General features: G+C 61.4%; 1 protein-coding gene. It reads left to right on the top strand.

Features of this window, described 5'->3' with window-relative positions:
* On the top strand, nucleotides 1-223 hold a 223-nt coding region (locus tag E4K09_RS15210), incomplete at both ends, for a RidA family protein (protein WP_134498401.1).

Raw genomic sequence — 223 nt, 5'->3', positions numbered from 1 at the left:
TGTTTCCGGCCAGGTGCCGATGGAAAAGGGCGAGATCGTGCCTGGCGGCATCATTGCCCAGAGCCGCAAAGCCATTGAGAACATGATCGCGATCCTCAAGGAAGCCGGCTATGAGCTGGAGGATGTTGTGCGCGTCGGCGTCTGGCTTGATGATCCGCGCGACTTCTGGAGCTTCAACAGCGTCTACGCGGAGTACTTCGTGGCCAACCCGCCCGCCCGCGCT

The sequence above is a fragment of the Microvirga pakistanensis genome, from assembly GCF_004458765.1.
GTDB lineage: Bacteria > Pseudomonadota > Alphaproteobacteria > Rhizobiales > Beijerinckiaceae > Microvirga > Microvirga pakistanensis.
The sequence above is the reverse complement of the archived record's forward strand: the minus strand, read 5'-3'. Positions and strand labels throughout refer to the sequence as shown.